General features: G+C 65.0%; 19 protein-coding genes. 14 read left to right on the forward strand and 5 right to left on the reverse strand.

Annotated elements, in window-relative coordinates; genetic code table 11:
- Window positions 1-8 precede the first annotated feature (8 nt).
- Window positions 9-1130: a Re/Si-specific NAD(P)(+) transhydrogenase subunit alpha gene (locus CXK91_RS07500; protein ID WP_103455558.1), complete on the reverse strand. Its 1122-nt coding sequence runs from the start codon at window positions 1128-1130 to the stop codon at window positions 9-11.
- On the opposite strand from CXK91_RS07500, the gene CXK91_RS22575 reads away from it, so the two are divergent.
- The 10 genes from CXK91_RS22575 to CXK91_RS07545 all read left to right on the forward strand — a co-directional run bounded on the left by CXK91_RS22575 (window position 1123) and on the right by CXK91_RS07545 (window position 9298).
- Window positions 1123-1332 (forward strand): hypothetical protein, encoded by a 210-nt coding sequence (locus CXK91_RS22575; RefSeq protein ID WP_146048123.1) that lies wholly within the window; start codon window positions 1123-1125, stop codon window positions 1330-1332. The two genes, CXK91_RS07500 and CXK91_RS22575, sit on opposite strands and share 8 nt — an antisense overlap.
- 318 nt (window positions 1333-1650) lie before the next feature.
- Window positions 1651-3165: a type II secretion system ATPase GspE gene (gspE, locus tag CXK91_RS07505; RefSeq protein WP_103455559.1), complete on the forward strand. Its 1515-nt coding sequence runs from the start codon at window positions 1651-1653 to the stop codon at window positions 3163-3165.
- A 156-nt stretch (window positions 3166-3321) separates the two neighbouring features.
- Window positions 3322-4536 (forward strand): GspF family T2SS innner membrane protein variant XcpS, encoded by a 1215-nt coding sequence (gene xcpS / locus CXK91_RS07510; protein WP_103455560.1) that lies wholly within the window; start codon window positions 3322-3324, stop codon window positions 4534-4536.
- Between the two features lie 5 nt (window positions 4537-4541).
- The gene (gene gspG, locus CXK91_RS07515) at window positions 4542-4976 is read left to right on the forward strand and encodes a type II secretion system major pseudopilin GspG (protein ID WP_103455561.1); all 435 of its coding nucleotides are present in this window, start codon (window positions 4542-4544) and stop codon (window positions 4974-4976) included.
- 3 nt (window positions 4977-4979) lie between these two features.
- Window positions 4980-5549 (forward strand): type II secretion system minor pseudopilin GspH, encoded by a 570-nt coding sequence (gspH, locus tag CXK91_RS07520; protein ID WP_103455562.1) that lies wholly within the window; start codon window positions 4980-4982, stop codon window positions 5547-5549.
- Window positions 5546-5962, forward strand: a complete 417-nt coding sequence (gspI, locus tag CXK91_RS07525; protein WP_103455563.1) for a type II secretion system minor pseudopilin GspI — start codon at window positions 5546-5548, stop codon at window positions 5960-5962. The genes gspH and gspI overlap by 4 nt, the downstream gene beginning before the upstream one ends.
- A complete protein-coding gene (gene gspJ, locus CXK91_RS07530) occupies window positions 5962-6675 on the forward strand; it encodes a type II secretion system minor pseudopilin GspJ (RefSeq protein ID WP_103455564.1) in 714 nt (237 codons plus the stop codon). Before gspI ends, gspJ begins: the two co-directional genes overlap by 1 nt.
- Entirely contained in the window at window positions 6672-7646 is a 975-nt protein-coding gene (gene gspK, locus CXK91_RS07535) for a type II secretion system minor pseudopilin GspK (protein ID WP_103455565.1), read from the forward strand. The genes gspJ and gspK overlap by 4 nt, the downstream gene beginning before the upstream one ends.
- 3 nt (window positions 7647-7649) lie before the next feature.
- Entirely contained in the window at window positions 7650-8783 is a 1134-nt protein-coding gene (gspL, locus tag CXK91_RS07540; RefSeq protein WP_103455566.1) for a type II secretion system protein GspL, read from the forward strand.
- Window positions 8783-9298: a type II secretion system protein M gene (locus CXK91_RS07545; RefSeq protein WP_103455567.1), complete on the forward strand. Its 516-nt coding sequence runs from the start codon at window positions 8783-8785 to the stop codon at window positions 9296-9298. Before gspL ends, CXK91_RS07545 begins: the two co-directional genes overlap by 1 nt.
- Window positions 9299-9363: 65 nt before the next feature.
- On the opposite strand, the gene CXK91_RS07550 is transcribed toward CXK91_RS07545, so the two are convergent.
- The 3 genes from CXK91_RS07550 to CXK91_RS07560 all read right to left on the reverse strand — a co-directional run bounded on the left by CXK91_RS07550 (window position 9364) and on the right by CXK91_RS07560 (window position 13840).
- Window positions 9364-10767, reverse strand: coding sequence for an aminoacyl-tRNA deacylase and HDOD domain-containing protein (locus CXK91_RS07550; RefSeq protein WP_103455568.1), 1404 nt, complete (start codon window positions 10765-10767; stop codon window positions 9364-9366).
- Between the two features lie 75 nt (window positions 10768-10842).
- Window positions 10843-12915, reverse strand: a complete 2073-nt coding sequence (gene recG, locus CXK91_RS07555; RefSeq protein ID WP_103455569.1) for an ATP-dependent DNA helicase RecG — start codon at window positions 12913-12915, stop codon at window positions 10843-10845.
- A gap of 4 nt (window positions 12916-12919) precedes the next feature.
- Entirely contained in the window at window positions 12920-13840 is a 921-nt protein-coding gene (locus tag CXK91_RS07560; protein ID WP_103455570.1) for a hydrogen peroxide-inducible genes activator, read from the reverse strand.
- Between the two features lie 134 nt (window positions 13841-13974).
- On the opposite strand from CXK91_RS07560, the gene CXK91_RS07565 reads away from it, so the two are divergent.
- From CXK91_RS07565 to CXK91_RS07580, 4 genes are all read left to right on the forward strand, one after another.
- The gene (locus CXK91_RS07565; RefSeq protein WP_103455571.1) at window positions 13975-14835 is read left to right on the forward strand and encodes an SDR family oxidoreductase; all 861 of its coding nucleotides are present in this window, start codon (window positions 13975-13977) and stop codon (window positions 14833-14835) included.
- A 181-nt stretch (window positions 14836-15016) separates the two neighbouring features.
- Complete coding sequence (locus CXK91_RS07570; protein ID WP_103455572.1) at window positions 15017-16189, forward strand: zinc-dependent alcohol dehydrogenase; 1173 nt, start codon at window positions 15017-15019, stop codon at window positions 16187-16189.
- A gap of 66 nt (window positions 16190-16255) precedes the next feature.
- Complete coding sequence (locus tag CXK91_RS07575; RefSeq protein WP_103455573.1) at window positions 16256-16774, forward strand: transcriptional regulator; 519 nt, start codon at window positions 16256-16258, stop codon at window positions 16772-16774.
- 129 nt (window positions 16775-16903) lie between these two features.
- Complete coding sequence (locus tag CXK91_RS07580) at window positions 16904-17836, forward strand: AEC family transporter (protein WP_103455574.1); 933 nt, start codon at window positions 16904-16906, stop codon at window positions 17834-17836.
- 103 nt (window positions 17837-17939) lie between these two features.
- Here the strand turns inward: CXK91_RS07580 and CXK91_RS07585 are convergent, their stop codons facing one another.
- Window positions 17940-18887, reverse strand: a complete 948-nt coding sequence (locus tag CXK91_RS07585; protein WP_103455575.1) for a methyltransferase — start codon at window positions 18885-18887, stop codon at window positions 17940-17942.
- Window positions 18888-18892 lie beyond the last annotated feature (5 nt).

The raw sequence follows: 18892 nt of genomic DNA on the forward strand, positions 1-18892 counted from the left end.
CGTCTCCCTTAACCGTTGGTCCGCACGACCTGGCCGTCGCGGCAAATCAGGCACGCGGCGACGATGTCGTCTTCGAGGTTGAGCTGGAACTGGCCGTCCTTGTCGATGACCAGCTTGAGGAAATCCAGCAGGTTGCGGGCGTACAGCGCCGAGGCGTCGGCCGCGACCAGCGTCGCCAGGTTGGCGTGGCCGACGATGGTCACACCGTGGCGCACCACCACCTGATCGATCTCGGTCAGCGGGCAGTTGCCGCCATGGCCCGCTGCCAGGTCGACGATCACCGAGCCGGGCTTCATCTGCTCGACAGTGGCTTCCTGCAGCAGCGTCGGCGCCTTGCGGCCCGGAATCAGCGCGGTGGTGATGACGATGTCCGACTGCAGCGCACGCTGGTGCACCGCCTGGGCCTGACGCGCCATCCACGAAGCCGGCATCGGCCGCGCATAGCCGCCAACGCCTTCGGCGCATTCGCGTTCCTCGTCGGTCTCCAGCGGCACGTCGACGAACTTGGCGCCGAGCGATTCGATCTGCTCCTTCACCGCCGGACGCACGTCCGAAGCCTCGACCACTGCACCCAGGCGCTTGGCCGTGGCGATGGCCTGCAGCCCGGCGACACCGGCCCCGAGGATCAGCACGCGTGCGGCCTTCACCGTACCGGCAGCAGTCATCAGCATCGGCATGAAGCGCGGGTAGTGATGGGCGCCGACCAGCACCGCCTTGTAACCGGCGATGTTGGCCTGCGACGACAGCACGTCCAGGCTCTGCGCCCGGGACGTACGCGGCGCGGCTTCCATGGCGAACGCAGTGATGCCGCGGGCGGCCATGCGCGCGATGCATTCGTTATCGAAGGGGTTGAGCATGCCCAGCAGCACGCTGCCGGACTGCATCTGCGCCAGTTCCGCATCGTCCGGCGCATTGACCTTCAGCACCAGCTCGGCGGCGAAGGCCGCGGCGGCATCGCCGATGGTTGCGCCGACCGCTTCATAGGCGCTGTCCGGCACGCTGGAAAGCAACCCGGCGCCGCTTTGCAGCGTCACCCGGTGCCCTTGGCCGATCAGTTTCTTGACGGTTTCCGGGGTTGCGGCGACGCGCGTCTCCCCAGAGTGGGTTTCGAGAGGAACACCGATGTGCATTGTTGTTGTTCTCCTGCGTGATCATGACCAGTGCTGCGGCAAGGCGCGCACCGACGTGTTTTTCACCCGCACGCTGCTCTGGCGAACGGGGGTGGAACAATTGAAGCAGGCCGGACGATGCGCAAGAACGGATTGCCCGGCGGGGCATTCTGCAAGCCTTGAAAAAATCAAACAACTGTTTCAATCAAACGATTGTATTTGACGCGTCGGTCGCAGGATGACTACCTGTTTCCGGCGCTTCGCTGCAGATTGCGTCCTGTTTGGCTCTGCGTGCGCCCGAATTGTGTGTGTCGGACACGCGGCGCGTCTGCATCATGAATGACGCACCATTGACGCGATATTCGTCAGCGGTGCCAAGCGCCTCCGACCTTGGTGCCGAATTAAGTCGTCATGCAGGAAAAACGCGCGCACGTTGAAATGTCATCCAATCCTTGTAGTCCAACTAGGCTGGTTAGACCCGATTGGAGTGTTTCGAACGCGGTGACGTCGGGTCGCTGCGTATCGCTGGTGGAGCTGCACGATGCCCGAACTCGATGTAAACGAAGTCACGACGCTGCTCGAACAGCCGGCCCAGCGGCGTCTGCCGTTCGCCTTCGCGCGGCGACATGGCGTGATTCTGCTGGAGCGTGGCGGCGAGATGCGCCTGGGCCTGCGCGAGGGCGCCGCGCTGACGGCGGTGCAGGAGGCGCAGCGGGTGGTTGGCATGCGCCTGGCGATGCAGTGGCTGCCCCAGGCGGATTTCGATCAGGCGCTCGGTGCGGCCTATCAGCACGACTCTTCCGCGGCGATGTTGATGGTCGAGGGGCTGGGCAATGATCTCGATCTGGCCAGCTTGGCCGACCAGATACAGGAAACCGAAGACCTGCTGGAGCAGGAGGACGATGCGCCGATCATCCGGCTGATCAACGCCATTCTCGGCGAAGCGATCAACGAGAACGCCTCGGATATCCATATCGAAACCTTCGAGAAGCGCCTGGTTATCCGCTTCCGCGTCGATGGCATCCTCCGTGAAGTGGTGCAGCCCAAGCGCGAGCTGGCGGCGCTGCTGGTGTCTCGGATCAAGGTCATGGCCAAGCTGGACATCGCCGAGAAGCGCATTCCGCAGGATGGGCGCATCTCACTGCGGGTCGGCGGGCGTGAGGTCGACATTCGCGTCTCCACGCTGCCTTCGGCCAATGGTGAGCGGGTGGTGTTGCGTCTGCTCGACAAGCAGGCCGGGCGGCTGACTCTGAAGCATCTGGGCATGAACGAGCATGACCGCGAGCAGCTGGAGCATGCGGTGCGCAAGCCCCACGGCATCATTCTGGTCACCGGGCCCACCGGCTCGGGCAAGACCACCACGCTCTACGCGGCGTTGACCACCCTCAACGACCGTACGCGCAATATCCTCACCGTCGAGGATCCCATCGAATATCACCTCGAAGGCATTGGCCAGACCCAGGTCAACACCAAGGTCGACATGACCTTTGCCCGCGGCTTGCGTGCGATTTTGCGCCAGGACCCGGACGTGGTGATGGTCGGCGAGATCCGCGACCAGGAGACCGCGGACATGGCGGTGCAGGCCTCTCTGACCGGCCACCTGGTGCTCTCGACGCTGCACACCAACAGTGCCATCGGCGCCGTCACGCGTCTGGTCGACATGGGCGTGGAGCCGTTTCTGATTTCCTCCTCGCTGCTCGGCGTACTGGCCCAGCGCCTCGTGCGGGTGTTGTGCAATGACTGCAAGCGCGCCTATGTCGCCGATACCGCCGAGTGTGCGCTGCTGGGTGTGAGTCCCGACAATGCGCCGACGCTGTATCACGCCGAAGGCTGCGAGCAGTGTCGCGGGCTGGGGTACCGCGGGCGTACCGGCATCTACGAACTGGTGCTGTTCGACGATGCCCTGCGCACCATGGTCCACACCCGCGCCAGTGAGCAGGACATGCTGCGTCACGCTCGGGTCTTGGGCTCGAGCATTCGCGACGACGGCCTACGCAAGGTGCGCGAAGGCGTGACCACCATTGAGGAAGTGCTACGGGTGACGCGTGAGGAGTGAAGGGATGAGGTTGTTTTCGGCTCGCCTGGAGCGGCATTTGCAGCTTGACCGCAGTGGCGCGATCACGCCTTTCACGGGCAAGGCCGCTCCCACGGCCGCGCGCTGCCCATGTAGGAGCGGTCTCGACCGCGAAGCGCCAGCGCTGGAGCTAGCCTGATGGCCGCTTTCGAATACCTCGCACTCGACCCGCGCGGTCGCGAGCAGAAGGGCCTGATCGAGGCGGACAGCCCGCGCCAGGCACGTCAGCTGCTGCGCGAAAAGCAGTGGGCGCCGCTGGAGGTGAAGCAGGCCAAGTCCAAAGAAGATGTCAGTCGTGGCGGATTCAACTTCGGCCGAGCCCTGTCGGCGCGGGATCTGGCGCTGGTCACCCGGCAGCTGGCGACGCTGGTCCAGGCCGCGCTGCCCATCGAGGAAGCCCTGCGTGCCGCAGCGGCGCAATCCACTTCGGCGAAGATCAAGTCGATGCTGCTGGCGGTGCGCGCACGGGTGATGGAAGGCCACAGCCTGGCTGCGGCGCTGCGCGAATATCCGTCGGCCTTTCCCGAGCTGTACCGAGCCACGGTAGCGGCGGGGGAGCATGCCGGTCATCTGGGGCTGGTGCTCGACCAGCTCGCCGACTACACCGACCAGCGTCAGCAGTCGCGGCAGAAGATCCAGCTGGCGCTGCTCTATCCGGTGATCCTGATGGTCGCCTCGCTGGCCATCGTCGTGCTGCTGCTCGGCTACGTGGTGCCGGACGTGGTCAAGGTGTTCGTCAACACCGGACAGGAACTGCCGGCGCTGACCCGCGGGCTGATCGCAACCAGCGACGTGGTGAAGAACTGGGGCTGGCTGATCGTGCTCGGCATCATCGCCGCGTCACTGGCCATGCGTGCGGCGTTGCGCGATCCGGCGCTGCGCCTGCGTTGGCACGCGTTCATCCTGCGGGTGCCGCTGATCGGTCGGCTGAGCAGGGCGACCAACACCGCGCGCTTCGCCTCGACCCTGGCGATCCTGACCAAGAGCGGCGTGCCGCTGGTGGAGGCGCTGTCCATTGCTGCCGCGGTGATCGCCAACCTGCGCATTCGCGAGCGGGTGGTCGAGGCGGCGCAGAAGGTTCGCGAAGGCAGCAGCCTGACCCGCGCGCTGGATGCCACCGGCGAATTCCCGCCGATGATGCTGCATATGATCGCCAGCGGTGAGAAATCCGGTGAACTGGACCAGATGCTGGCGCGTACCGCACGCAATCAGGAGAACGACCTCGCTGCCCAGGTGTCTTTGCTGGTCGGCCTGTTCGAACCGTTCATGCTGGTGTTCATGGGGGCTGTGGTGCTGGTCATCGTGCTGGCGATCCTGATGCCGATCCTTTCTCTCAACCAACTGGTGGGGTAATAACAATGAAGTTGCAACGACGCACGCAAGGGGGCTTCACCCTCATCGAAATCATGGTGGTGGTGGTCATCCTCGGCATCCTTGCCGCGCTGGTGGTGCCGCAGGTGATGAGCCGGCCGGATCAGGCCAAGGTCACCGTGGCCAAGGGCGACATCAAGGCGATCGCCGCCGCGCTGGACATGTACAAGCTGGATAATTTCGCCTACCCGAGCACCCAGCAGGGGCTCGATGCACTGGTGAAGAAGCCCTCCGGCAACCCGCAACCGAAGAACTGGAACCGCGATGGCTACCTCAAGCGCCTGCCCAAGGACCCATGGGGCAACGACTACCAGTACCTGTCACCGGGAACGCAGAGCCAGTTCGACCTGTATTCCTACGGTGCCGACGGCAAGCCCGGGGGTAGCGACCTCAATGCCGACATCGGCAACTGGGACCTGTAAACGATGCGGCGCCGCGCCCGCGCCTTCACGCTGATCGAGCTGCTGGTGGTCATCGTCCTGCTGGGCATTCTGGTCAGCGTGGCGGTGCTCAGTGTCGGCGGTTCGAGCACCTCGCGCGAGCTGCGTGACGAGGCGCGCCGCCTGGCTGCACTGATCGGCGTGCTCAGCGACGAGGCGGTGCTCGACAGTCGCGAATACGGCCTGCTGGTAAACAGCGAAGGCTACCGGGTGCTGCGCTACGACGAGACGGCCACGCGCTGGCTGGAGGTTGATCGGCGCAAGCTGCACAAAGTACCGGAGTGGATGCGCCTGGACCTGGAACTGGATGGCACGCCGCTGGAACTGGTGGCCCCGCAAAAGCGTGAGGACGACCGCGCCGGATTGTCCCGCGGTGGCGAGCGAACAACTCGGAGCGCACCGCGGCTGGAGCCACAGCTGCTGATCCTTTCCAGCGGCGAGCTTTCGCCGTTCAGCCTGCGCCTGTCCGAACGCCAGCAGCGCGGCGGTGGCTGGCTGGTCACCAGCGACGGCTTTCGTCTGCCTGAGGCGAAAGTCATCGAGGATAGGCGATGAGCAGACGCTCGGCCAAGGTCGGCCGTGGCTTCACGCTGCTCGAAGTGCTGGTGGCACTGGCAATCTTCGCCGCCGTTTCGGCAGTGGTACTTACCGCTGCCGGACGCAGCCTGACCAACGCCGCGCGCCTGGAAGAGCTGACCCTGGCCGGCTGGATCGCCGACAACCGCATCAGCGAACTGCAGCTGCAGCAGATTCCCCCTGCCATAGGCCGCGCAACCCAGGAGCTGGATTACGGCGGCCGCCAGTGGCAAACCCTCAGCGAAATAGAGACCAGCGCCGACCCCGGCCTGCTGCGGGTGACCGTTTGGGTTGCGCTGCAGACGCCGCGCGGGCGCAGCGGATCGCTGCAAGAGCGTGCCGTGACCAGTCTTACCGGCTTCATTGCGGTCGGCCCCGGAGTCACGCAGTGATGGCCGCGCGCGCAGGCGCCAGCGCTGGCTTCACCCTGCTTGAACTGCTGATCGCCATCGCTCTGTTCGCACTGCTCGGGCTGGGCACCTACCGCATGCTAGAAGCGGTGCTACGCAGCGACGAGGCGGTGCGCGCCCAGGAATTACAACTGCGCGAACTGAGCCGTGCCGTGTGGGCCTTCGAACGCGACCTGCAGCAGGTGATCGGCCGGCCGATTCGTGATGGCTTCGGCGACGAGCGCAACGCCTTCATTGGCCAGCTCAGCGGCGAGGATGGCGCACCGGTGCTGGAGCTGACCCGCGCCGGCTGGCGTAATCCCACCGGGCTGCGCCGTTCGAATCTGCAACGAGTGCGCTGGCGCCTGGCCGGACAGAATCTCGAACGCGTCTACTGGGTGGTGCTGGACCGCGACGTCGACAGTGAGCCGCGCGTGCAGCGCGTGTTGGAGAACGTGCAGGGGCTGCAGCTGCGCTATCTGGACGAGGAGGCGGTGTGGCACGAGGAATGGCCGCCATTCGACTTCGGTCGCGGCAGTCCGGAGGATGCAGCGGAGCGCCTGCCGGTCGGCCTGGAACTAAGCCTCGAACACGCACGCTACGGTCGGATTACGCGCCTGCTGCGGCTGCCGGATGCCGCCGAGCCCGCGACGCAGCAGGCATTGCCCGGCGCCGAGGGCGTGCCCGAGCCGTTCGAAGGGGAGATGCCGCAATGAGGCGCGAGCGCGGAGTCGCCTTGATTACCGTGCTGCTGGTGGTGGCCATCGTTACCGTCGTCAGCGCGACGATGGTGGCGCGCCAGCAGCTCAGCATTCGCGCCAGCAGCAATCAGATGCAGGCGCGCCAGGCCTGGCACTACGCTCTGGGTGGCGAGGCGCTGGCGCGGGCCATGCTTGCCCGCGACCTGCGGGCCGGCGCCAATGGCGAGACGGGGAACGCGGTCGATCACCTGCTTGAGCCCTGGGCGCAACCGCTACCCGCCTTCGAGATCGATCAGGGTGAAATCCTGGTGCGTATCGAGGACCTGGCCGGGCGCTTCAATCTCAACGACCTGCTGCGTGACCAGCAACCCAATGCGGCTGCGGTCGAGCAGTTCCGCCGTCTGCTGCTACGCCTGCATATCGTCGCGCCCTACGCTGAGCGCCTGCTCGACTGGATCGACCCGGACCAGCAGCCGAGCGGCGAATATGGCGCCGAAGACAATGCATACCTCGCCCTCGACCCGCCGTATCGCAATGCCGGACGCCGGCTGTACGACCTGTCAGAGCTGCGCCTGCTGCTGGACATGCGCGAGGAGGACTTCCAGCGACTGGCTCCCTATGTAGCAGCGTTGCCGCCGGGCGTGCCGCTGAACGTCAACACGGCGAGCGCAATGGTGCTCTCAAGCCTGAGCGACAACCTCAGCCTCGGTGCTGCCGAGTCGCTGGTCGAGCTGCGCCGTGCCGCGCCGTTTCGCAACAGCGCGGCATTCCTCGCGCAGCCGGCCATGGCCGGAACTACGCTGCAGGGCACTGCGCTGGCGGTTGGCAGTCAATTCTTCCAGGCCACCAGTGAAGTGCGCGTGGGTGATCGCCGGCTGGCACTGGTCAGCTTGCTGCAACGCGAGCAGGACGGCAGCGTGCGCGTGCTCGCGCGAAATCTTGGCCAGCCTGCCCGGCTGGCCCGCTCATCCGACGGAGAACGCTAGATCATGGATTGCCTTTTTCTGCCCGCCGACAGCCCTGTCAGCCTTGCTGCCGATATGCGCGTCTATTGGCTGCCCAAGGACGGCCCAGGCCGCTGGCAGCCCCTGGCCGATTGCACTGGCGGCAGCGGCGCGGTCAGCCTGATCCTGCCGGCAGAAGTCTGCAGCTTCTTCGCCGTTACTCTGCCAACGCGCAAGGCGCGCTGGATTCAGCAAGCGCTGGCCTATGCCGCCGAGGAGCTGCTCGCCGAGAACGTTGACGATCTGCATCTGGCTTTGGGCGAGGCGCTGCCGGACGGCCGTCTGCGGGTAGTGGCGATCCGCCGCCAGCTGTTAGCCGGCTGGCTGGGGCAGTTGCGCGAAATGGGCCTGCTGATCGTCGCGATCCACGTCGATGCCGACCTGCTGCCTCGCGAGGCAACGCAGTTGCTGTTCATCGGCGAGCGTGGCCTGCTCGGTGGCGTTGGCGAAACGCGACTGGCCTTCGCCACTCAGGATTGGCCGCAGCTTTCCGGCCTTTGCCCGGCGCCCTGGCATGCCCAAGGCAGCACGACCGAGCCGCCAGTGCCGTTGGACGGCTACCGACAAGTGGACGACCCCTACGGCTTTCTCGTCGCTCAGCGCGTGGCCGCGATCAATCTCGCCCAGGGAGATTTCGCCGTAGAGGTCGGCAACACTGGCCTCGGCTACTGGAAGCCGCTGTTTGCGGTCGTCGGGCTGATCCTTGTGGTGCAGCTGGGTTTCAACCTGGGCCAGGCCTGGTATTTCCAGCGCCAGGGCGATGCCTATGCCGACGCCAGCCTGGCCCTGTATCGCGAGCTGTTCCCCGAGGATGTCCGCATCGTCAACATGCGAGCGCAGTTCGACGATCATCTGGCTCAGGGCCGAGGCGGACAGGCCGGCTTTCTGCGCCTGCTCGACCATGCTGCCGCAGCGCTGGAGGACGGCATTCCGGTAACCATCGGCCAGCTTGATTACAACCAGGATCGCGGCGACTTGGCGCTGCAGGTACAGGCAATGGATTTCGCGACCTTGGAAACGCTGCGTCGTCGGCTGGGTGAAGCCGGCCAGAACGTGCAGTTGGGTTCGGCCAGTCGCGAAGGTGACGGTGTCAGCGCCCGCGTGGTCATTGGAGGCTGATGATGAATCTCAAGCAACAACTGGCCGTGCGCCTTGCCGACTCTCCGCTTTGGCAGCGCTGGCAACGCCTGGCGCCCCGTGAACGCGCCTTGCTGAGCCTACTCGGCGCCTTCCTGATCGCGGTGCTGTTCTATATCTGGCTGTGGCTGCCGGCGCAGCGCCAGGCAGCCGATGCGCGTGAGTACTATCAGGCGCAGCGCGAGCTGTATGCCTACATGGAGCAGAACACTGAGCTGGCGCGGCAGATGGAACGCAGCAATCAGGTCGAGCTGGCGCCGGAGCAACTGCAGGGGGTGATCACCGAGAGTGCGCAGCAGGGCAATCTGCTGATCGAGAGCTTCGACAATGGCAGCGACGGCAGTTTGCAGGTGAGCCTGCCCGGCGCCTCTTACGCACTGCTGCTGCGTTGGTTCGATACGCTGCAGGGGCAGGGCGTAAGCGTCGCCGACGTCAGCCTGGAGCGCGCCGGTGAAGGTCTGGTGAATGCGCGAGTGAGCTTCCGTGCCGGAGGTTAATGGCACCTCGGAGCGTTTCCGCCGTCGGGTCGGCGCTCTCCAGCGCAGACCCGGCGGCGTGGCTATCAGTGTGGCTGGTTGAATTGCATCGCCAATGCACGCAATGCGGCCTCGGCGGCAAGCACCTTGGAGATCGCATCATCGGCTTTTTCTCGGGTGATACCGAGTCGATCGAACAGTTGCTGCGGCACATCAATGACCGGCTCGCCGCCGATGCCACGGCTGCGCAACAGGCGCACGGCCAGACAGACCAAGTTCGGGTAAGCGGAGTGCTCGCCTGCGTAGCTCGGATCGCTCTGAAAGCGCAGGGCGGCGGCGAGTTCTTCCGGCATTCCCCACAGGCGCATCAGCCACGCGCCGATCTGCTCACGGGTGATGCCCAGCAGGTGCTGCTCGACATGGCTGTGCGAAAGATGCGGATTGGCTTCCAAATGCCGACAGATGAGCGAGAAATGCGGCGGGAAGACGTGGGCCAGCACCAGATAGCCGAAGCTGTGCAGCAGCCCGGCGAGGTAGCTAAGGCCGGGCTCCGGGCGCTGCTCTCGGGGAATGGCACGGGTCAGCCCTTCGATCACGGCGGCGGTGTAGATTGCCTGCTGCCAATAAGGTGTCGCGTCCTGCGGCTTGTCATTGGGCAAACTCAGCGTCTTGCCCAGCGCGAGACCCAGCGCAAGGTTGATGACAAGATCGAAGCCCAGCACGCGAACGATGGCGTCTTCTACCGAGCGAATGCGTCCTGGCGCAGCGTAATAGGGTGAAGCTGCCCAGCTGATTACCTGCGCCGCCAGGGCAGGATCGGTTTCCACCACACCGGTGATGTCGTCGACGGTTGCGTCGGGATTGACCCGCAGCTTGATGATCTTCTGCGCCGTGTGCGGCAGTGGCGGTATTTCGATGGTTTCTTCCAGGCGCTTCTGGATGCGTCGTGCCGTGAAGCTCTGCACCGCTAGGCTGATCTCCTTGCGGTCGTCATCCGGACGGTCCAGGTTCGGCTGGATGCTGCTCAGCGGTACTGCGAAGCTACCGGCCGTGGCCTTGCTCAGCATGCGCTTGAAGTCGCCACTGCTTACCTCTACCAGCAACCCGGGTTGGCCGGACTCGACCAGCAATCGCGGTTGTTGCAGCAGACGCTCTTCGTACAGGCAGGGTGAACTGGTCAACGGCGGCAGGCCGGGCAGACGGCTCAGCTGATGCTTGCCGAGCATTCGTGCCAGTCGCTCCGGCTTCACCGCAGCCAGCTCGCGGCCGGTGAGTTCGGCCAAGCGCGCGAGGTCGAGCAGATGGTCCTGGGGGAATAGCAGCAGCATGGCACCGATGCTGTCGTCCAACAGCACTGCCTGAACCCGCTGGGCGGCGGGGAAGTTGGGCCGATCGCGCTGGATCTGGTAGCTCACACCGAGGTCTTTCAACAACTTGGTGATTAGCAGAGGCAGTTCGGAGCAGCTTTCGGTGTCGACAGCAGAATTCATATGCGGACCCGTTGTAATGACCTGCCCGAGTATAGCGAAGGCGTCAGGCGTGGACGTTGTGGCGACGAATGGTTGTCATACCTGGCCGTATTCCTGGCCATGACGCAGCCAACGCTCAAGCAGCGGGCTGACGTGTTGCGGCCAGCGCGCCAGCAACTCCTGCGCGGCATCACGCACGGCCGGCAGCAGTTCGGCATCGCGCATCAGGTCTGCGACCTTAAATTGCAGGAGGCCGGTCTGGCGTGTGCCGAGCATTTCGCCGGGGCCACGTAGCTCCAGATCCTTCTCGGCAATCAGGAAGCCGTCGCAGGTTTCGCGCATGATCGCCAGCCGTTCGCGACCCAATTGCGACAGTGGCGGATGGTACAGCAGCACGCAGTGACTTGCCGCACTGCCGCGGCCGACCCTTCCGCGTAGCTGGTGCAGCTGGGCGAGACCCAGACGCTCTGGGTTCTCGATGATCATCAGACTGGCGTTGGGCACATCGACGCCCACCTCGATGACGGTGGTGGCGACCAGTAACTGCAGTTCGCCGCGCTTGAACTGATCCATCACTGCGGCTTTCTCGAGCGGCTTCATGCGCCCATGGATCAGCCCGACGCGCAGCCCGACAAGCGCCGCCGAAAGGTCCTCGAAGGTGGTTTCCGCGGCCTGGCAGGTGAGCTCCTCGGATTCCTCGATCAGGGTGCATACCCAATACGCCTGGCGCCCCTCGTTGCAGGCGATGCGTACCCGTTCAATCACTTCGAGGCGGCGGCTATCGGCGATTACCAGGGTGTTTACCGGCGTGCGGCCCGGCGGCAGCTCGTCCAGGATCGAGGTATCGAGATCGGCGTAGGCGCTCATCGCCAGGGTCCGAGGGATCGGCGTGGCGGTCATGATCAGCTGGTGCGGGCAGAGTCGCCCGTCGATGCCCTTCTGACGCAGGGCCAGGCGCTGCTGCACGCCGAAGCGGTGCTGCTCATCGATGATCACCAGCGCCAGGCGCTTGAACACCACCTCGTCCTGAAACAGTGCGTGGGTGCCGACTACCATCGGGCAGCCGCCGGCTATCTGTTCCAGCGCGCTGGCGCGGGTCTTGCCCTTGAGCTTGCCGGCCAGCCAGGCAACCTTGATATCGAGCGGTTCGAGCCACTTGGTGAAGTTGATGAAGTGCTGTTCGGCGAGGATCTCGGTCGGCGCCATCAGTGCTACCTGGTAGCCGGCTTCGAGCGCCTGCAATGCGGCGAGGGCGGCGACGACTGTCTTGCCAGCGCCGACGTCACCCTGCACCAGCCGCAGCATGGGCTCGTCCTGAGCCAGGTCGTAGGCGATCTCGGCGCCGACGCGCTGCTGAGCCCCGGTGGGGGCGAAGCCGAGATTGGCCAGAAATTGCTTCGGAAGTCGCTGTGCCGGCGGTAGCGCCGGGGCCTGTTGGGCCCGAACCCGTTCGCGCAGGCGCTGCAGCGACAGCTGATGGGTCAGCAATTCCTCGAACGCCAGGCGGTGCTGCGCCCAGTGCCGGCCTTCAGCGAGTTCTTCCAGATTGGCGTCGGCCGGTGGCCGGTGCAGGTAACGCAACGCCTGATCCAGCGGGCCGAGGTGATAATCACGGGCCAGTTCCGCGGGCAACCAGTCCGGCAGACTGTGCGGGCCGAGACGGCTCAGTGCCTGCTCGCTGAGATTGCGCAGGCGCTGCTGGGTCAGGCCTTCGGTGGTCGGGTAGATCGGCGTCAGCGTCTGCTCAACGGGCGCTGGTTCGCCGGTCAGCGCGCGGTATTCGGGGTGGTAGATCTCCAGTCCCGAGGCCCCGGGACGTGCCTCCCCATAGCAGCGCAGCTGAGTGCCGCGCTTCATGGCTTCCTTTTGGGCCTGGCTGAAGTGGTAGAAGCGTAGGCTGAGCGTGCCGCTGCCATCCTGCAGGCGCACCAGCAGACTGCGCCGCCGCCCCATGACGATATCGGCGCCGGATACGATGCCTTCGATCACCGCGTCCTGCCCCGGCCGCAGTGCACCGATGGGCACCACACGGGTGCGGTCCTGGTAGCGCAGCGGGAGGTGGAAGAGTACGTCCTGCAGGGTTTCCAGGCCGACCCTGGCGAGCTTCTCGGCCAATGCGGCGCCGACGCCCTTGAGCGCGGTGACCGGAGTGGTCGCCAGTTCGCTCATGGTCTCAGGCTTTCGCCGACGGCGGCTTGCCTACCGAACACAGACGGATCGAGTCGGCGAGGATTTCAATGGCCTTGGGCCGCGGAAAGCTGGCGCGCCAGGCGATCGCCACGGTGCGGAACGGTACCGGCGGCGTCAGCGGGCGAATCTCCAGCACGCCGGGGGAGTAGTGGTGGCTCTCCACCGCCGAAAGCGGCAGGATCGATACACCCAGGCCCGAGGCGACCATGTGGCGGATGGTTTCCAGCGAGCTGGATTCGACCGTGGTGTGGCTCGGCGCCTCGCCTTTGCGCGTGGTCGGGCAGGCTTCGAGCACCTGATCGCGGAAACAGTGGCCTTCGCCCAGCAGCAGCAGGCTCTTGTCGTTGAGCATCTCGGCGTCGATGGTTTGCTTGGCGGTCCATGGATGGTCGGCCGGCATCAGCACGTAGAACGGCTCGTCGTAGAGCGGCTTGGTCAGCACATCCGCTTCCTGGAATGGCAGCGCAACGATGATCGCATCCAGCTCGCCGGTGCGCAGCTTGTCGCGCAGGATGTGGGTGAAGTTTTCTTCGATGTACAGCGGCATGTCCGGCGCCACGCGATGCAGCTGCGGAATCAAGTGCGGGAACATATATGGGCCGACGGTATAGATGGCACCAACCTTGAGTGGCGCGGCGAGCTGATTCTTGCCCACCTGGGCCAGCTCGCGAATGCTCTGCGCCTGCTCCAGCACCTTTTGCGCCTGTGTGACGATGCCTTCGCCGACCGGTGTCAGGCGCACTGCACTCTTGGTCCGCTCGAAGATCAATACGCCGAGCTCGTCCTCGAGCTTCTTCACGCCAACCGAGAGGGTCGGCTGACTGACGTGGCAGCGTTCAGCCGCGCGGCCGAAGTGCTGTTCCTGGGCAAGCGTGACGATATAGCGCAGTTCGGTCAGAGTCATAGTCAGTATCCATCAAGGTGCCTGCAAGCATAGCCTTTTGCGCAGCTTAGAACCAACCAGCCGGCCCGGCTTCGAAAGTCGGTACACTTCGTTTCATACGGCCCGCGCGGCGGGTACAACTGAGGGAGCAGAACATGGGCAAGCGCCTTAGCGTATTGATCGCAGGCTGCGGCGACCTTGGCAGTCGTCTCGGCCTGCAACTGAGCCGGGAGGGCTGGACGGTGTACGGCCTGCGGCGCAATGCCGCCGAGCTGGCGGTGCCGATTCTGCCAGTCAAGGGTGATCTCGCCGATCCGACTTGTCCGCGCAGTTGGCCCAACGGCGGTCTGGACTATCTGGTTTATGCCGCATCCGCCACCGAGCATGATGAGCCCGGCTATCGACAGGCCTATGTAGAGGGCCTGCGCAATGTGCTCGGCTGGTTGCAGCAGCGCGGCCAGCAGCCCCGGCGGCTGCTGTTCGTCTCAAGCACCGGTGTCTACGCCCAGCGCGACGGCGAATGGATCGACGAAGCCTCGCCCACTGAACCTGGTGGCTTCACCGGAAAGGTGATGCTCGAGGCCGAACAACTCGCCCTTGGCTGTGGCGTGCCGGCCACCTGCGTACGTATGGGCGGCCTGTACGACCCATCGCGGCCCTGGCTGCAGAATCAGGTGCGCGCCGGTCTGCGTGTCGAGCGTGAACCACCGCAATACAGCAATCGCATCCATCGCGACGATGCCGCGGGGCTGCTGGCGTTCCTGCTGCAGGCCGACGCCGGTGGTGCTGAGCTGGATGATTGCTATCTCGGTGTGGATGACGATCCGGCACCGCTACACGAGGTAGTCGACTGGCTGCGCGAACTGCTGGGTGTCACTCAATGGGCCGAGCAAAGCATGACCCGTCGCGCCGGCAGCAAGCGCTGCAGCAATGCTCGTGTCCGTGCACTGGGCTGGAAACCCAGGTTTCCCAGCTATCGTGACGGCTACGCCGCGCTGGGTCGCAATCGGCACTAGATCTTTGCCATCGGCGTGGGCGCAGCTGGCATGCAGCCCGTCGGTAAACGGGCAACTCTGGTGCGGCGCTGCTTACTAAATCCCTGACAGCACGCCGCACCGGCCACAGGAGAGCTACAGCGAGGCAGCAAAGGGAGAATCACCGAGACGGCGTTTCCGAAACCCGACCAGGAGATTGTCCATGAGAGCCCTTCGCTGGCACGGCAAGCACGATATCCGCTGCGACAACCACGTTCCCGATCCCTCCATCGAAGACCCGCGCGACGCCATCATCAAGGTGTCGTCCTGCGCCATATGCGGCTCTGACCTGCACCTCTACGACGGCTTCATGCCGGGCATGCAGCACGGCGACATCATGGGCCACGAGTTCATGGGCGAGGTGATGGAGGTAGGCTCGGCGAACAAGAAGCTCAAGGTCGGCGACCGCGTGGTGGTGCCCTTCACCATCGTTTGTGGCGAGTGTGACCAGTGCCGGCGCGGAAATTTCTCGGTGTGCGAGCGCACCAACCGCAACAAGGACATCGCCGACAAGGTCTTTGGCCACACCACCGCCGGGCTCTATGGCTACACCCACCTCACCGGCGGCTATGCCGGTGGCCAGGCCGAGTACGTGCGGGTGCCCTATGCCGATGTCGGGCCGGTGGTGATTCCCGAGGGGCTGACCGACGAACAGGTGCTGTTCCTGGGTGACATTCTGCCTACCGGCTGGCAGGCTGCGGCGCAGTGCGACATCCAGCCCACCGACACGGTGGCGATATGGGGTGCCGGCCCGGTCGGCCAGTTCGCCATCCGCAGCGCGGTGATGATGGGCGCCGAGCAGGTCATCTGTATCGACAACGTGCCCGAGCGGCTGTCGATGGCCCGCGCCGGCGGCGCCATCACCATCAACTTCGATGAAGAAAGCGTGCTCGAGCGGCTCAAGGAGCTGACCCGCGGCAAGGGGCCGGAGAAGTGCATCGACTCGGTGGGCATGGAGGCGCACGCCGCGCGTTCGATCGACTCCATGTACGACCGCGCCAAGCAGGCGCTGATGCTCGAGAGCGACCGCCCGCACGTGTTGCGCGAGATGATCTACGTCTGCCGCCCGGCCGGCATCATCTCGATTCCCGGCGTCTACGGCGGGCTGATCGACAAGATCCCGTTCGGCGCGGCGATGAACAAGGGGCTGACCTTCCGCATGGGCCAGACCCACGTCAATCGCTGGACCGATGATCTGCTCAGGCGCATCCAGGAAGGTGAGATCGACCCTTCATTCGTCATCACCCACAGCGTCAGCCTCGAGCAGGGTCCGGAGATGTACAAGACCTTCCGCGACAAGCATGACGGCTGCATCAAGGTCGTTCTGAAACCCTGAAGCCTGCAGATCGCCGATCCCTAAAGTAGGGATCGGCCGAGCTACGTTATCGAGCGAGGAGCCTTTATGAGCATTCCACGTCAAGTCACCCGGCCCAACCAATCCGCCCGCACGCTGGCACGGGGGCTGGGCTGGTTCAGCATCGGTCTGGGCGTCGCCCAGCTGGTGGCACCACGGCAGGTCGCGCGCTTTATCGGCATGTCCGGCAGCGAAGGATTGGTCCGAGCCTGCGGACTGCGCGAGATCGCCACCGGCGTCGGCATTCTTCTGGCGGATGATCCCAAGCCCTGGATCTACGGCCGCATCGGCGGCGATGCGCTGGACCTGGCCGGTCTCGGCTGGAGTATCGAGCATGGCAACGAGCCGGCCAATGCGGCGATCGCTGCCGGCGCGGTGGCCGGCATTACCGCGCTGGACCTGAGCTGCGCCAAGGCACTGGATGCCGAGCGGGTGCCGGTGGTCGAGTGGGACTACAGCGACCGCAGCGGTTTCCCAGGCGGCACTGCGCAAATCCGAGGCAGTGTCGAGGCTGAGTTCGCCGCCGCACGAGCCGAGCCCAACGGCTATTCGCCGTCGGTTCACTGAGCTGAAGCTCGGGGTCGACCGGGCGCTGCCTGGTTGGCCCGAGCGCGGCAATCCGTCGCATTTGCTATGGTGGCCGGCCGTTTTGGTCGCAGGCTCCGTGCCGCGCCACCAGCTTGCAGATGAGAGTCCATGTCTTCAGTCGTCAATGTCGTCCTGCCCGTCTTTGCGCTGATCCTGCTCGGTTACCTGTGCCGCCGTAGCGGGCGGATGGGGCCGACCGGCGCCTCCGAACTCAACCGTTTCGTCGTCTGGCTGGGCCTGCCGGCGCTGCTGTTCAGCGTCATTGCTACCTCTACCTGGGAACAGCTCTGGCAGCCCGGCTTCATCGCCGTGTTCGCCATCGGCTGCCTCGGGGTGTTTGCCTTCACCCTTGGCTATCGCATGCTGCAGAAGCAGCCGCTGGTCGATGCCAGCCTGGATGCGTTGGGCGCGTCCTATGCCAATACCGGCTATGTCGGGATTCCGCTGTGCATGCTGGTGCTCGGCGATGAGGCATTGCAGCCGGCGATGGTCGCCTCCATCGTGGTGGTCTGCGTGCTGTTCGCCATCGCCCTGGCCTGCGTCGAGAGCGGCATCCATGCCGGGCAGAACGTGTTGCGCACGCTGGGCAAGGTAAGCATTGCGCTGGTGCGCAATCCGCTGGTGATCGCGCCCATGCTCGGTGCGCTCTGGGGAGCGAGCGGTCTGCAACTGCCGGTGCCGCTGGCAACGTTGCTCAAGCTGCTGGGTGCGGCCGCGGCGCCCTGCGCGCTGGTCTCGCTGGGGCTGTTTCTGGCCCAGCCACAGCCGGGAGGCAGGGTGCAGGGCGTGTGGCCGCTGGTGGGGCTGAAGCTGGTGGTGCAGCCGCTGATCACCTGGTATCTGGCTTTTCAGGTGTTCGAGCTGCCAACCCTGTGGGGCTATTCAGCACTGCTGCTCAGCGCCCTACCCACCGGGACCGGCCCCTACATGCTTGCCGAGTTCTACGGTCGGGAAGGTTCGCGGGTCTCACGGGTGGTGCTGCTGTCGACGCTGGGCTCGCTGATCACCCTGTCGCTCATTCTGGTGCTGTTGCCGGTCTAATATGCGCACTCACTTGCGCGTGGATAAGCCTGCGGCGTTATCCACCCTACGCCTGGCCGATCGTAGGGTGGAAAACCGCGAAGCGTTTTCCACGCGGGAACGTTCAGCTCGCCGCCCGCGTCACTTCCAGCACCACCGCGGCGATGCGATCACATTTGACATAGGCGCCACCAAGCAGCTCCTCGCCAAACACGTCCGGGTCGACTTCACGATAGCTCCACTGCAGGTCGGTACGTTCCAGGCGCTGGCGTACTTCCGTGAGGAAGGGGTCCTGGTTGTCGATCATGGCGACCCCGGTATACAGCAGCAGCGTGCCGCCTGGGGCCAGGTGGCCGAGCGCAGCATCCAGAATCGCCAGCGACAGGCCGGCGCCGAGTGGTCCGCCACCGTGGCGGTAGGCGCGCTGGTCGGCATCCACCAGATACGGAGGATTGGCCAGGACCAGATCGAATTCTCCCTCGGCGGCGCTCAATAGATCACTGTGCTCGGTGCGCAGGTTGTCTGCGCCAGCCAGTGCCGCATTGATGCGGGTCAGGCGCAGCGCCTCGGGGTTGATGTCCACCGCCAGCACTTCGGCGCTTGGCCGCGCCAGGGCCGTGAGAATCGCACCTGCACCCGAGCCACAGCCGATGTCCACCACGCGCCGGATTTCGCCGGCATGCTGATTAAGATGGTTGCTGATGGCGCTGGCGAAGCGGTAGGTGTCCGGGCCGAAGAACACTGCATCGCTAGCTTCGGTGGGAAATGCCGAATGCAGGAACAGCTGGCCGTCGAGGCTGGACAGGCGTACCCCAGATCTCCAGCGTGAGCCATAGGGCTCCAGTACATCGGCTTGGTCCATCAGGCTGAACAGCGGCGGTGGCAAAAGCTCGTGCTGAAAAGGCCGGCTCCAGCCGAACACTCCTGGCAGATCATCGGCAAGGGCATTTTCCGGGCGCTGATTGACCCGTTCATGGGTCAACGGCGTGGGGGTGATGAAGTGATAGCCGCGATCTCGCAGGGCTTGGCCCAGATGCAGCAGGGCGCGGTCCTGCGCGGTTTCCATGGTCATCATTG

Source organism: Stutzerimonas stutzeri (assembly GCF_002909485.1).
Lineage (GTDB): Bacteria > Pseudomonadota > Gammaproteobacteria > Pseudomonadales > Pseudomonadaceae > Stutzerimonas > Stutzerimonas stutzeri_AH.